General features: G+C 42.7%; 7 protein-coding genes. All 7 read right to left on the reverse strand.

Features of this window, described 5'->3' with window-relative positions; translation table 11 throughout:
- Nucleotides 1–85: 85 nt before the first annotated feature.
- Entirely contained in the window at nucleotides 86–1,432 is a 1,347-nt protein-coding gene (locus tag ACN6NF_RS22950) for an efflux RND transporter periplasmic adaptor subunit (protein WP_474319747.1), read from the reverse strand.
- A gap of 19 nt (nucleotides 1,433–1,451) precedes the next feature.
- Complete coding sequence (locus ACN6NF_RS22955; protein WP_474319748.1) at nucleotides 1,452–4,589, reverse strand: efflux RND transporter permease subunit; 3,138 nt, start codon at nucleotides 4,587–4,589, stop codon at nucleotides 1,452–1,454.
- 350 nt (nucleotides 4,590–4,939) lie between these two features.
- Nucleotides 4,940–8,956, reverse strand: coding sequence for an S-layer homology domain-containing protein (locus tag ACN6NF_RS22960; protein WP_474319749.1), 4,017 nt, complete (start codon nucleotides 8,954–8,956; stop codon nucleotides 4,940–4,942).
- A gap of 190 nt (nucleotides 8,957–9,146) precedes the next feature.
- Nucleotides 9,147–10,277: a glycosyltransferase family 4 protein gene (locus tag ACN6NF_RS22965; RefSeq protein ID WP_474319751.1), complete on the reverse strand. Its 1,131-nt coding sequence runs from the start codon at nucleotides 10,275–10,277 to the stop codon at nucleotides 9,147–9,149.
- 137 nt (nucleotides 10,278–10,414) lie between these two features.
- Nucleotides 10,415–11,176 carry a WecB/TagA/CpsF family glycosyltransferase gene (locus ACN6NF_RS22970; protein ID WP_474319753.1) on the reverse strand — a complete coding sequence of 254 codons (762 nt, stop codon included), beginning with the start codon at nucleotides 11,174–11,176 and terminating at the stop codon, nucleotides 10,415–10,417.
- An 8-nt stretch (nucleotides 11,177–11,184) separates the two neighbouring features.
- Nucleotides 11,185–12,321 carry a polysaccharide pyruvyl transferase CsaB gene (gene csaB, locus ACN6NF_RS22975; protein ID WP_474319754.1) on the reverse strand — a complete coding sequence of 379 codons (1,137 nt, stop codon included), beginning with the start codon at nucleotides 12,319–12,321 and terminating at the stop codon, nucleotides 11,185–11,187.
- Nucleotides 12,297–14,312 (reverse strand): DUF5693 family protein, encoded by a 2,016-nt coding sequence (locus ACN6NF_RS22980; protein ID WP_474319756.1) that lies wholly within the window; start codon nucleotides 14,310–14,312, stop codon nucleotides 12,297–12,299. Before ACN6NF_RS22980 ends, csaB begins: the two co-directional genes overlap by 25 nt.
- Nucleotides 14,313–14,329 lie beyond the last annotated feature (17 nt).

Raw genomic sequence — 14,329 nt, forward strand, 5'->3', positions numbered from 1 at the left:
TTCCTTAGAAATCTAATACTCTAATACACTTTAAATAGTAGAAATGACGGGGAACAGTAATATAATGTAAATATAACAAAACAAATTATTTTACTACATTAATCTTCGCGCCATCAGAAAGCAAACTTACGCCCTTAACGACAACATTTTGTCCCTCAATAAGCCCCTTGGTTATCTCAACCTGTTTGGCACTTTCCTGGCCTGTCTGCACTTCTACACGCTTAGCAACAGAACCCTCCACTACATATGCATACTTCTTACCTGCCTGCTCCGTAATGGCGTCCTGCGATACTAAAATGTTTTTAGGAGCCTCTGTCTTCATATATACAGTTACAACCATCCCTGATTTTAATTCGCCAGAACCATTAGGAACCGAAATCTCGACAGGATATGCCTTAAGGTCATTATCCATTACCGGATTGACGGCCGACACTCTGGCTTCAATGCGCTTGTCTAACGAGTCCACACCTACAGTTACAGATGAACCCACCTGCATCTTCAGAAGCTCTGATTCAGAAACGTTGACCTTAGCAATGATAGGATTGGTATTCGCAATTGTAACAACTGCAGATTGCGCACTAACCATTTGCCCTTGGACTCCTGTTACTACCGATATCGTGCCGGAAATCGGAGCTTTGACTACAGCATCCACCAGTTGACTACGCGCTGTATCTAAGCTTGCTTTGGCTTGATTTACAGAAGCGCGGGCTACATCTATGCCTGTTTTCTGTTGTGCAAGACGTAATGATTTCAGAGCATTATTATATGTTGTTTGTGCACTTTCCTTGGATGTTTGTGCATTGTGCAGCGCGATCTGTGCATTCTCCACTGCAGTTTGAGCCTTTCGATACGCTATTTGGGACTGCTCTAACTCGGATTGAGATAGAGCACCCGCACTAAACAACTGTTGGTTGCGGTTAAGCGTATTTTGTGCATCACGTACGGAATTTTGAGCATCAACCAGGCTGGTCTGAGCTTGAGTAATGGAATTGTCTTGCTGTACAAGCGCACTTTTAGCTTGATCCACACTGGACTCTGACTGTTGCACAGATTGCTCTGCGCCTGACTCAGCCTGTTTTAAATTGGCCAAGGCAACCTGATATGATTCCTGGGATTGCTTAATCGAGTCCTGTATATCCTTTTGATCTATAGTAAACAATGTGTCGCCTTTGCTTACCTTTTGCCCCACTGTAAGATTAATATTTTGAATCTTACCACTAATTTTTGGAGATACTTGAGCCGTTTCCTTGGGAGCAAAGCTTCCAATAATCCCTGTTGAATCGTTAATACTACCTTTGGCCACTTTGGCTACTTGAACCGGAATGGCTTGCTGCGCAGCAGTTGGAGCGGCAGGGGCTTCACCCCCACCGCAACCCGCTAATGCAACTGATAAGAGCAAAGTTGTAGCAATCAGAGCACTTTTTTTATTCATTATGTTTCCTCCACCTCACTTATATATGAACACTTTTTTGTAGTTTTGCTTCTTTTTTCAATTGTTTCTTTGCCTGTCTTTTCAATTTCCGATCTTTACGTTTTTGTATCATATTATCTAGGATAACGTAAACAACCGGAATAAGAATCAATGTAATAATAGCAGCGAAGGATAATCCGAATACAACAACTACCGCCATCGGTGCTTGTGTTTCGTTACCACTGCCTGTAGCAAATGCCATTGGAAGCAGCGCTAGTACAGTTGCCAGCGTCGTCATCAAAATCGGACGTAACCGCTCAGATGCTCCATGAACAATAGCTTCATCTCGATCTTCGCCTTCTTTTCGAAGCTGAATTATAAAGTCAATCATAACAATCGCATTGTTGACGACCAAACCGACGAGCATGATATAACCGGTAAATGCTGATACGCTGAGGCTTGCTCCTGTTACAGCTAAACCGATAAGTACACCAATTACCGTAGGTGGAACTGAGAACATAATAACAAATGGTGTAAGCAACGATTCGAACTGCCCAGCCATAACCATATAAATCAGCACGACTGACAGCAAAATAGCTATTGCTAAGTTCATAAAAGATTCCATCATTTGTTCATTTTGTCCGCCACCCGTATCTGCACTATAGCCTTCTGGGAAGTGAGTACTCTTCAAAAGAGCATCTATTTTCTGATTAATGGTAAGAATATCACCTGTTCCATCAATATCAGCTGTAATCTGTACTTGACGAGTTTGGTTTTCACGAGTAACAGTATCGGGTACACTCCGTTTATCAATACTTGTTACTGATGATAAAGGAACATCAATCCCCTGCGAGGTGGTAATACGCAAGGCTTGTAGAGATGACAGATCATGGCGGCTTTGCTCTGGCAATGATATCTTCACATCAATCTGATCATCACCCGTTCGATAGCTTGTGGCGGCTGATCCATTAAATGAAGTATTAACTGCAGATAAGATTTGAGTTGCTGACAAGCCATACCGACTAGCAAGCTCCCGATTAACGGTAATTTCATATTCTTCACGAACTGCACTCAAGCTACTTTTGACATTAACGGTACCCGGTATTTTTTTCACATCCGCAACGAGATTGTCCGAGAGTTCACGCAGGACGTCCATATCGTCACCTTTTAAATTAATGTTAACAGCCTTTCCACTCGAAAGACCTGTTGCAGATGCCAGTGTAATCTCTGCATCTGGAATACTATCAAATTTCTTACGAAGGCCTTCCACTACAGCGTCTGTTGGCTGATGCCCATCCTTCAGCGTTACATTTATATCTGCCGAGTTGGATGGGGCTGCACCTGAAAAGCCTGAGTTGCCACCAGAACCAACAGTGACTGTCATTTTATCCAGGTCAGGAACTTTCAAAATTTCTTTTTCTATACCTTGAACTACCTTTTCCGTTTCTTCCAAGACTGTTCCATTCGGAAGTTTCACATTAATCGAAAATTCACCAGTATCGGACTCAGGGATAAATTCAGCCTTAACCAAAGGAACCAAAGCACCTGCTGCCACAAACATTAATAAAGTAATGATTAACACGGATTTTCTGTGGTTAATTCCCCACTTCAGTACACGTCGATAGCCACCCTTAAATTTCTCAAATCCGATATTAAACCACACAATAGGGTTAATACCTTTATAAGTACCTGAAGAGTAAATGGATTCATCTGGTATGGTAGGTAACCAACGCGAGCTAAGCATCGGCACAATTAGAAGGGATACCAGCAAAGCAGCGATGTGAGAGAAAATTACAGTTAACGCCAACGGTTTAAATAGAACCCCTGCAATTCCATCAACAAAAACAACTGGTAAAAATACTACAATCTGTGCAAGTGCAGATGCCATAACCGCATTACCCACTTGCTTGGAGCCGTCAATAGCACCTTGTAGCATACTTTTGCCTTCATGTCGCTGCCTAAAAATATTCTCAATAATAACAACGGCAAAGTCGACGAAGGATCCTAATCCCAAAAGCAAACCGCTCAATGAAATAACATTAATGGTTTGTCCGGTGAAATACATCATCATAAACGTTGCTACAAAAGAAATTGGAATAACGATCGCAGCAATAATAGTAGAACGTATACTGTTCAAAAATAATAGCAGTACAATGGCTGCGATAATAAGCCCCAATATAGCATGCTCTATTAGCGAGTGTACGGAGTCTCTAATAGGCTTAGAAGCATCTGTTACCATTTCCAATTGAGTTCCCGCAGGTAACTCTTTCCGTATTGAATCTAAACTCTCCTTCACTGAATTGGCGATTGAAAGAGTATTTCCACCTGTAGCCTTAGTAACAGAAATATTAATACTTGGCTTTCCATTAAAGGTAGAAATAATAGTAACATCTTCAGTGGAGTCTTCAACAGTCGCAATATCCTTTAATTTCACACTTCCCTTACCTACAGGGATTGGCGTTTCACCCATTTCCGAAACAGCCTGATATTCACCTTGTACCCGAAGCTGAATTTGTGTATTACCACGATATACAGAACCAGCAGAGCCAGCAATGTTATTAGCCGATAGCGCTTGGCTGATTTGGTCCAGAGTAATACCATAGCTTTGTAACTTGGCCTGATCTACAGTGATCTTTACGAGTCGTTCTTGGCCGCCTGACATGTTGGCTGCGGCTACTCCCGCAATTCTTTCAAGTCGCGGCTCAATAATATCTTTAGCAATAGGCTTCAGCTTGTTAATATCCTGGTCCCCTGTAAAAGCGAGGGTTATAACTGGTGTTGCGTTAAGATCCAATTTAAGTACGCGTGGCGAATTTGCCGCCTTAGGAAGAGAGCCTCTAACCCCATCAATTTTATCTCGCATATCGAGGGTTGCCTGATTTATATCTACTCCCCAGTTAAATTGAATCATGACCATAGATGTTCCTTCTGAGGACTCGGACATGATCGTATCCACATTCTCGATAGAAGCCAGATTTTTCTCAATAGGTTTAGTAACCAATTCCTCAACTTCAGTAGGCGTTGCATTTGGAATACTGGTCACCACTGCAGCATATGGCAGCTTCATATCCGGCATCTGCTCTACAGGAAGCCTTAACGCAAAAATACCGCCCCCGATTAACAAAGCAATAATTAACATAAATACTGTCACAGGACGGCGTATTGAAAACTGAGACATCTCATCACTCCCCACTCACTTCTCTATGTAATATTTAAGCACACACATCCTCTACTACGATGAAATAGGCGTAAAGTTTCAGATAAATGCGCAAAAAAAACATATAGAAAAATAATAAACACATTTTGAGATAAATTCTTAAAAAAAAGCAATTAATACAGCCATTTAATGCAAATCTAAAATAAAAATGCCGTAATGCTTATCCGAAGTTTTCATCTCATTGATATTATGGCATAGGCCCATAATTCCAGTCAAATAGCTGATTTATAAAAAACATCCCTCTCATGTATATGAAAGGGAATTTCCATTACGCATGGAGGGATGTTTAATAATTTCAGGTTTTTGATTGATTAAATTTTAGGAAGCAGTTTTTTATCAGCCATAACTTTAGCCACAATAATCGCTGCATCTCCACGCAAGGTCAAGGATGTAGGGTTAAACATATAACCTTTTTTCGGATCACTTGCATCTATAGGAGACCCTGTGATAAAGCCTTTCTTGGCGATAGCCAATACAGATGCTTGCGCATAGTAATCGATCTTGTCCGCATCTTTAAAGGTCTTGGACAGATTTTTCATAATCTTGTCATGATCTGTTTCCAGCTTCAAATTCAATGCCTTGGCGATAATGACTGCTGCATCTTGACGTGTGATTACATCTTCCGGCATAAAGATTCTTGGTTGCGAACCTTTGACAATACCTGCACGCGCAGCTGTTTCAATATAACGATAGTCGTAGAGCGCATCTGCGGATATCGTATTTGGAATAGACACGTCGTCGAAATGCTTCGCTCCACTGAAATTAAGCGGAATTTGCAGACCTTTGACAATCATCGACGTGAATTCGCCTCTTTTAATATAGCTGTCAGGTCCAAAGCTATTAATTGGATCCATTGGGTTCATAACACCTTTAGCCAAGATCGCTTCGATGTAATCTCTGGCGTACTTGTGCTTAATGACATCACTATATGTTTCTCCAACCTTAGCAACTACATAGTAGCCGAAACGATCAAACGGTACTTTAATGGTATGTTTCTTCGGATCCACCACACCACCAATGTTCTGCCAATCCTTCAAATCAGGATCAAAAAAGAACACTGTCATTTGTTTCCCTGCATCCTGAGCAATACTGCTATCATACGTCAGCGTCAATGTAGCACGCTTGGAAGGTACTAGCTCGTTAGATGGGTCACGCCAGTAGAAGTTTTTGATCTTGCTACTGTCATTTTGTGATTTGTTTGCCAATTGATATGGATCGGCACCATACGTTACGGGATCGTAAGCATCTGTTTTGATATCATCTGCTGTACCTGGGTCAATCCAGAATACTGGACTGGACTTGGTAAAGCGACTTGGGAAATCTCTGTTGAAGTATCTACTTCCATCAGCAATCAAACTCTGCATGTCGGACAATGCTTTTTCAGTTTCAAATTCATGACGGTCTACCACACCATCTTCGCTATTCGCGATCGCAAAGTACAAAGTATGACCAGAGAAAACCTGGTTTTTGAATTGCTGTGGTTGATCGTAATCCCGACGTATCAGGCTCGTTCCCTTCGCGAAAGCAAGTGTAAGATTACCATCAAACACTTTGTGCGATGTTTTCATCGCTTCCATGTACTGCTCGCCAGGAATATTAGTAGGCACATATTTAACAGTAATGGTCTGTTTTAATTTTTCCTTGCCAACTGTAACCACTACATCAATTTTATTATCTTTGTTGGCTTTTAGACCTGTTACGATGGCTTTGTAAGTTGATGGGTAATCCACAGTACCATCATAATCAGAGTCGAATCCTTCTTGAACTGCTGTTTCCTTACCTACTGTAACACTATCTGCATTACCTGCGTTTACAACAACTTGCACAAAGTTTTGATTCACGATCCGTTTTTCAGGAAGCGGACGCAAGATATCAAACGAAGTGGATTGACCAGATACTTGCAGCCGGAAAGTAGCAAACGGTCCGCTCTTGCCACTGTTGTACAAAGTAATGTTATAAGCCACTGGCGTTCCATCTTGCGAAATAGTTTGGTTTTTTAATACAAAACTGAAATACTTTTTGTCCGGATGGTAGTATACGAGCAGATCTTTCAAATCTTTGCTTGTAAACTTATCCGTAGTAGCACCAGAGTTGTATGCCGTTTTGGCATCTTCTGCCGAGAAGAACTCGTTATTCAGCGTCCAATTAACCTCACTGTCGTCTGATCCCTTAATCTCTAAAATGTATTGATCTTTATTGGCAATATCACTTAATGAACCACTTACCTGATCCGCTTTACCCAAATCAGCAATACTGAAGGTACCAAAGATATTGATATTTTTCAGAGATGTTTTGTAGTTAGTGTCATCTACTTTAGTGAAATTTGCATCTTTTGCTTTCGGTGCAATTTCGCTATACTTCGGCGTATTGCTCAAGCCGCTAACAGGTGTAAAAGGAATAATGCCCTGTGTGTTTGGAACAGGAATTACTGGAATATTCGTTTGTGTAAAGTTTACTTTTACCGTATTGCTGTACTCGATACCTGGCTTGAACACAAACTTGATTTCATTATTTCCGTTTGCCAGGGCATTGGCAGCCGCTGTTTCAGATGAAGCAGCCAGCTTAAAGTTCGCTCCTGAGCCTTCAAGGTCAACTAATACGTTGTTCACATACAAGAATACATTTCGGTTACTGCCAGTGTAGTGAATATCAGCTGCATTACTTACATCCAGCAATTTACCTTTAAAATAACCCAACTGATTCAGTTTATACGTATTTAAGTTTGCACTCGATGTATTCAACGGAATTTGTTGACCATCATAAATCGTATCGTATTTCATGAATGGGCCTTGCAATAAATTAACGGTTGCCTTGATCAATTTGCTTGAGTCACCATTCAGGTAAAAATTCAGGACGTTTTGTCCTTCTTTAGGCAAAGTATCTACATAAGCAACAATCTTCTTTACTTGTGTTGACTTACCATTGATTGTCCGAATCACATCTTGGGGTGAACCCACAGTATGAACGGATATACCAGAAAGCTCGCTAATTGAACTAGGTGTGCCATTAACAATGATAAATTCCATGCCTACAGGCACTGATGGAGCATCTGTAGTCTTGTTTTTCATAGAACTTCCCGTTAATCTCATAGCTTCATCTATGGCAGCTGCTTGATCAGACCCGCTACCATTAATTCTATTCAGCAACTGATTATTAAAATCCGGTAGAAAGTTCACTTCATCAATATAAGGCTGAGTGCTGCTGCGCAATGTAAATTGAACCGCAGATGCATTCGAACTCGTTCCATTTGCAAAACCTACACTCAGAGATGCACGAATCAAGTGGTCTGTTACGATACCATCAGGCACAGTTACCTGGAACGGATATACTTTGTAACCACTAGATGTAACAACATTGCCTGTATCAATCGTAGCATCAATACCATTGGTATCACCAATAGCGCTACCGTTATTGCTTACATCCGTAAATCTAGCATTAATTTTGCTCACTACTGGATCCGTTGCTCCAGAAGGAACCAGAACATTACCTTTCAAAACCACGCCGCTTGTAGACGATACGGTAAAGTCAGGCGAAGTCGTCAGATCAGCAGACACATTGCCGTCCTTACTCAAAGTCAAATCGGAAAATTCCGGTTTACCCGTATAAATCGTAATTTCACGCGTCACTGTAAGAGCCTGAGTTCCGTTACCCACTTTAATCGTCACTATATTTTTACCCGGACTGAGTACAACACTTCCTGTTAGCTTATAGCTGGTATAGGAGTTAACAGTATACGTATTGCTACTTTTTGTAGAAGTGAGCGTTACACTGTCAGCATTAGGAGCCGTACCTTGAATAACTACTTTCACGTCATCCGTACCGCTATTTCGTGCGTCTGTCAGCACCGCTGTCTGATTCTCTACTAACTGCTGGGTTTCGCCATTCAGTGTGGCAGACAGATCATACAGCTTGGGTCCATCCTGATACTCAATGTAAATAGAGTCCTTCATTTCAGCCGAATTTTGGCTACTTTGGAATGTAATTCGGTTCAAACCAGGAAACAGTTTAATGTCTGAAATTTGAATCGTAGAGCCATTAACCGTAATTCCGCCCTTTTGACTCTCATTTTTATTAACTACTGTAAGGTTTGTTCCATTTTTAGAGAGTTGGAATACACTATACGATATAGTACTTCCATTCACTCCGTTAATCGTACCGTTAACTGTAACACGGTCGGTGTTTACCATTCTGGCCGAATCCGCATCGTATTTTTCATTTGGAAAAATGAAATAAGTTCCTGTCGCAGCATGAGCCGTACCTACCAGGGCCGCCGGCACCAAGCCAATGATGAGACCAACCGTCAGCAACATGGATAGCAATCGTTTCAAATCATTGTCCTCCTTTGATTCTGTCGCACCTTGGGGTACGTAATCATTCATTACTTTTTTTATCGGTAGCAAACATACAAAAAATTAGTAAATTCTCAAAAAAGGAGGGAGTTTTTTTACAGTAAACATCAAAAAAGCCTTCAAACCCGCGGTATACCGCTAAGCTTGAAGGCTTACATTTAAATTCAAATTATAATTTCGATCGCGTCTGGGAATCTGGCTTAGCCAACAACCGAATTAGTGTGTTAAGTACAGGACGTTTGGTTTTGCCAACGAGTCCAATAACTTCTGCCCCGATCTGTAGGAAGAACATCATGATACATATCACGACAAAGGTGACCCAGTTTGCTTCATTAAGCGCAGCCGATGATTGAATAACGGCTAATATACCGAAAAACACAGCAATACCATAGATAATCAACACCGTCTGTCTGTGACTGAAGCCTAGTTCGCGCAAGCAGTGATGCAAATGGCCTTTATCCGGTGAGAAAATCGGTTTTTTCTGCAACTTGCGACGAATAATAGCAAAGAATGTATCTGACAAGGGCACACCGATAATAATCAATGGCGTAATAAATGATACGATAGCAATTTGCTTGAACCCAAGCATTGAAAGCATAGCCAGAGAGAAGCCTAAAAATAAGGAGCCTGTATCACCCATAAATATTTTTGCAGGATGAAAGTTAAAAAACAAAAATCCGATAATACTGCCTAACAGCACAAGGCAAAGCATGGCTACCATGTAATTGCCCATTATCAGTGACATCACAGCGATCGTTCCAATCGCAATTCCTGAGACACCTGCAGCCAGTCCATCCAGACCGTCAATCAAATTAATGGCATTGGTCACACCTACGATCCAAAAAATCGTAAGCGGAATGGAAATCCAGCTTTCTAAAGAAGAGTACGCATCCTGAAAAGGTACATTTACAAAATCCACACGTATATCAAAAGCAAATACGACCATACACGCAACAGCAATTTGAGCCAAAAATTTCAATTTTGCATTAAGATCAAGACGATCATCGAGAGCACCAATCAATGTAATCAGCGTACCGCCAATCAGAAAGGCTGCAATAAAGTTAATATCCCGCGAGGACAGCATTCCGTCAGGCACAAAAGGTAACATCGCCAATAAGGACAACAGAAATGCCAAGAAAATCCCCAGACCGCCAAGACGCGGCATAATTCGGGTATGTACTTTTCGGGCATTCGGCACATCGACGGCTCCAACCTTCACAGCGAATTTCTTGACGAGCGGTGTCAGTAACAGCGCAAGTCCCAGTGCCATGATGAAACCAATAATATAGATCAATAACATTTGATCATTCGACCCCCAATTTTAAAGCAATGCCTTTTCAGATGTAACCGCATTGAATTATACTCTGATCAAAAATAAATACCAAGCCTCATATTCTGGCAAATTAGCGGGTTTTAAAGGCAGATTCAAGCTATTTATCACACTTTTGTGACGTTTTCTTTTTCACGCATCACTTTCACTGCGAATTTCGGCAACGCAAGCATTCTTTTGTAACGACTGGGCTCTTTTAGGAGTCTATATAACCACTCAGCTCGTAGCTTTTGAAACAATTTAGGTGCTCGTTTTGTTTTGCCTGATATAACATCGAAACTACCGCCGACCCCCATCATCACCGGCACACCCAGTTGTTCCTTATATTTACCAATCCAAGGTTCCTGCGTGTCCACTCCACGGGCTACAAACAACAAATCGGGATTCGCTTCACGAATAGCCGCAATCACCGCTTCATCCTCGTTAGGACCAAAAAAACCGTCGCGCTTCCCACAAACCGTAATTCCAGGATAAAGCTCATGTACCCGCTGAGCAGTCGCTTGAATCACTTCAGGTGTTGATCCAAGTAAATAAACTTTCCAATGATAGTTTTCTCCAGCTGCAAGCAATTCATGTAACAAGTCAAAACCCGCCACCCTCTCAGGTACAGGATGCCCAACATAGTTTGCAGCCCAGACCACACCAGTTCCATCTGGAACAATCAACTCTGCCTGTTTCATCACATTCATATACACTGGATCTTCCAATGCAGCCATTACCATAATCGGATTGGCAGTGATCACTTGATGGGGGCGGCGAGACTTCACCGCCTGAATCAATACATTTAATGTATCTTTCATATTAAGCCTTGATACCTGAACACCGAAAATCGGGACGGTAGGCACACTCGTAACCTTATCAACTGTCACTGTATCCATCATCCTTTGCGACACAAGTAATTAACGATATGCTGTGCTGGTAAGCGAGCCTCACTTTTTAACAGAGCAATTGCTGCCCCTTGGCTCTCAATCCATTGACTACGCTGATCCAGCAGCCGCATAGACTCATTAGCCAGCTTTTGCCCATCCAGCGCCTCTGTAGTACCTACAGGCTGGCTACCAACACGGCTGAGGAAATGATCAATTTTGGGATCGTAAGATATACCCAGCGGGGGCACCTGATGGGACGCTGCATAGATCAAGCTGTGCAGCCTCATCCCAATCATCAAGCTACATCTGCTGACTTCCAAAAGCATCTGTTGCGGATCGGTAACTTGTTCACACATACTGACAAGGCTTCCCGTCCCCCTAATATCCCCCAACAAATCCATTACCATCCTTGAAGCCTGTACGTCGTCAGGTAAATGGAATGGCAAGAAACGTAAGTGAACACGACGTTCTGCAGCTAATCTTTTTAAACCGTCTGCAATGGCCTTTAAATCGCGTTGTTCCTTATCCCAGTAGCGTACAGACACACCTACGACTGAGAGTTTATCCTCACCAGTCTCAGGCCCCGCATGATGCTGCCCCGAACCGGAAGGTAAAGGAAGCCCCATTACAGGGTCAGGAACAACCTCGACAACCGGGCGTTTCAGTTTCATGGCACCCAGTAAAGCAGCAGATTGCTCATCTCTTACGGAAACATATTCACAGCGTTGAAATACAGATCGGATCATAGGATAAAATATTTTTCGCTGTACCGGGCCCATGCCCTGAGCATATACAAATGTCGGCTTTCCAGCCCATTGAGCCAGTTTCAGAATCGCCAGATAATACGGAATGCTTTTAGGGCTTGTAGCATCCTGGAGCAGACTCCCGCCGCCACTAATTAGCCCATCGCTGTTTTTAATCGCTCTCCGCACTTCTCCTAGGCTCATACGCGGAACAGCTTCTACTCCGTACATTTTCTGTGTCCAAGCAGGGTCAGAAGATAGAACAACAGGCTTGATCGTGATCCCCGCCTGACGACTCTCCTCTTCTAAAGCAGTCAGAATCGATTTGAGCACCGCTTCATCCCCACTATTGCGAAATCCGTAATAACCCGAGATTATTATCGTTTTAGCTGTGGTGACCATTTCTTCCAACATCCTTCCAGCACTTGCCACACGACAATTGCGATGATTCCCAGCACCAGGCCCAATCCCAATCCCAACAGCCCGCGACTAAGCGAGAGTGCCGCTGGGGAGTGAATGTGAGCGAAGGTATCTACCATCGAGGCTTGACCAATAGCAGCTATGATCAGCAAATAGATTGCTTTGCGATATTTCAAAGCCAGGAATGCCCCTGCAATAAACAGTGGGTGAGCCATTAAGAATTCCTTATTGCGCGGACGTACACCAAACGCATTCTCAAGGAAGTTACGGAAAACCAGCTCCGTGTTCGACACCGTACCTGCGTTTCCAGTACGAGTCAAATAGTAGTAACCTGCCGCTGCGATAACAGCTAATGCGATAACCCACAATACAGTAATCGGCGTACGTAGCAGTTTGGAGATTTCCTCCCGTATAGAAACGCCACGATAAAAGAAAATATAAATCGCCGCCAAGAAGATCGGCAAAATGTGAAGCAAGCTTACGCCTCTAAACTGGTTCAATACCAGGCTATAGGCAATACTGTTCAACAGCGCAATAACAAAAGGTACTGCAGCCAGCGACAAGATCGCTGTCTGTACGTACAGTATAAGCGTTTGAGTCAAACGTTGACCTACAGAAAGCTCAGAGCCCTGTTCACGTTTAATTCTGATCGTACGCACTGCAATGATCATTGCAACCGTAGGTCCGCTAATCGCTGCGAGTAACGCCAAGCCTTGTTCCATCAAGCTGGAGTTCAAAACATAAAGCCCTGCAGAGCCTACCAAACCGAGTGCAAATGCCAGCAGAGTCAATGCCGGAACAAAATAGGACACCATAATAGAGAAGAAAGCTAGTGCACCCAGTACGACGATCACTTTGAGATAGCGCTGAATGGAGGAATCGGCCACTTGGAACGGTTCAGCTTGTCCAAGTTCAAACCCTTTTTTCTCCATTCGTTGTACAGCGTTGCCCGGTTTGTCTAAGCTGTGAATCAGGTTGTCAACTGAGTCTTTCACCTTGGCCTCAGCAACACTGCGACTAGGCGCGGTATTCAGATACAACATGCGAATATTCCGATCCTTGGTAGCCAGTGCAAAACGATCGGCCAACGTTTCCACATCAAGTGTTGCATCTTTATCACTCAATGAGTAGAGACGCACAACATTATAATGGATATCGTAAGCGAGTTTATTGAAGCCAGCTTGCGGTTTTTTTAAGTTTTCAATAGCAGCTAGGCCAATATCGTATTTATTCAGTAATTTAGCAAATGACGCTAAGCTATGCTCTTTCTCGTTGTCGGTAAAGCCTTTGACTGAATCACCTTCAAACAAAATGCGTTTTACACCATTTTGCTGAAAGGAAGCCAGCATCTCTTCTGTCAACTCCTGGTTATAGGGAAGACTGTCACTCATGCGTGGAACAATAAAAAATCCTTTGCTCCGAAGCTGCTTCATAGCAATCGGGTCAGGCTGCATAGGCTTGAGATACGCATCCTCTGGGGAAGTTTCCACAACAAGCCCTTCCTGTCCCTGATAACTCCACGGCTTTACGTTGATGCCCAGGCTTGTAAACGTACGTAAAATTAACGGTTTTAGTGCCTCAGCATTTTCTTTGTCAGCGAAAACAACGTACGTAAAATTCTCATTTGCAGGTGAAAGACGTTTTTCCAGATCCGCAACATTCTGAGTCGTATAGGTTACGACACGGCCCGCTTTACGGAAATCATCCAACGTGCTTTCATACATCGCCATGCTGTTCACACCAGCCTGCTGTAAGCGGTCAAGCTGCTCATTCAGATAGTCCTGCGGATGAGCCTGATACGAAGCCGCCTCTGTCAAATCCCGATAATCGAATACAATCTCTACTTTTTTACTCGAGGATTCTGTCTTTACACGATCGGCGATGACTGGAATGGAAGCCAGCAAGCCAACAGCGACCAGAATCCACAACCATTTTCGAGAAGTCGTATTCCAATACTGCCATTTCTGATACACCAAAGAACCTCCTTAAT

This window comes from Paenibacillus sp. TSM33 (assembly GCF_056099025.1).

Bases quoted from the DNA above. Each gene is read 5' to 3' on its own strand.
- csaB (WP_474319754.1), bottom strand. From the start codon at position 12,321: ATGGTCACCACAGCTAAAACGATAATAATCTCGGGTTATTACGGATTT.
- ACN6NF_RS22955 (WP_474319748.1), bottom strand. From the start codon at position 4,589: ATGTCTCAGTTTTCAATACGCCGTCCTGTGACAGTATTTATGTTAATT.
- ACN6NF_RS22950 (WP_474319747.1), bottom strand. From the start codon at position 1,432: ATGAATAAAAAAAGTGCTCTGATTGCTACAACTTTGCTCTTATCAGTT.
- ACN6NF_RS22965 (WP_474319751.1), bottom strand. From the start codon at position 10,277: ATGTTATTGATCTATATTATTGGTTTCATCATGGCACTGGGACTTGCG.